2 protein-coding genes are annotated in these 630 nt (G+C 62.5%); both read right to left on the reverse strand.

What is annotated here, in order from left to right; all coding sequences use genetic code 11:
• Window positions 1-283: WXG100 family type VII secretion target (locus A5702_RS03560; protein WP_046182844.1), on the reverse strand; the 283-nt coding region annotated here is incomplete at its 3' end.
• A 50-nt stretch (window positions 284-333) separates the two neighbouring features.
• A complete protein-coding gene (locus A5702_RS03565) occupies window positions 334-630 on the reverse strand; it encodes a WXG100 family type VII secretion target (protein ID WP_007771418.1) in 297 nt (98 codons plus the stop codon).

Consider the following 630-nt stretch of genomic DNA (forward strand, 5'->3'; position numbering starts at 1 on the left):
AGGCCCAGCTGGACCCAACGGCGCTGTCGGTGCTGGCCATGTTGCTGCCGGCGCTCTGCACCTTCTGCCCGTGGGCGTTGGCCTGCTCGTAGATCACCTGGAAGTTGCGACCCAACTGGGTGATGAACTCCTGGCAGGCCACCGAACCGGCACCGCCCCAGAAGTCACCCGCAGCAAGCACATCGCGAACGATGGCCTGGTGCTCAGCCTCCAAAGACGCGGCCTGGGCGCGGATCAAGGCACCGTGGGCGTCGACATCGCCGAACTGGTAATTGATTGTCATAACGGTGTTCTCCTAATGTCTGGAATGGTACGCAGCCGCGGTTTTTAGCGCTAGCTGCCGAGGATTTGCTGCGAGGCCTGCTCTTGCTGCTCGTAGTTGTTCGCGTCGCGAATCAGACCGTCGCGCACACCGTGGAGCATGTTGACGATGTTGCGGAAGGCCTGGTTGACCTGACCCATGGTGTCGTACGAGGTCGCCTGCGCCTGACCGCTCCAGCCCGAACCCGCGATGTTCATCGAGGACGCCCACATCTTGCGAGCCTCGTCCTCAACGGTCTGGGCGTGCACCTCAAAGCGGCCCGCCATCGCCCGCATCTCGTGCGGGTCGGTCATAAAACGAGTTGCCAT

The organism is Mycobacterium sp. E3339, assembly GCF_001666915.1.
Lineage (GTDB): Bacteria > Actinomycetota > Actinomycetes > Mycobacteriales > Mycobacteriaceae > Mycobacterium.

Bases quoted from the DNA above. Each gene is read 5' to 3' on its own strand.
- A5702_RS03565 (WP_007771418.1), bottom strand. From the start codon at position 630: ATGGCAACTCGTTTTATGACCGACCCGCACGAGATGCGGGCGATGGCG.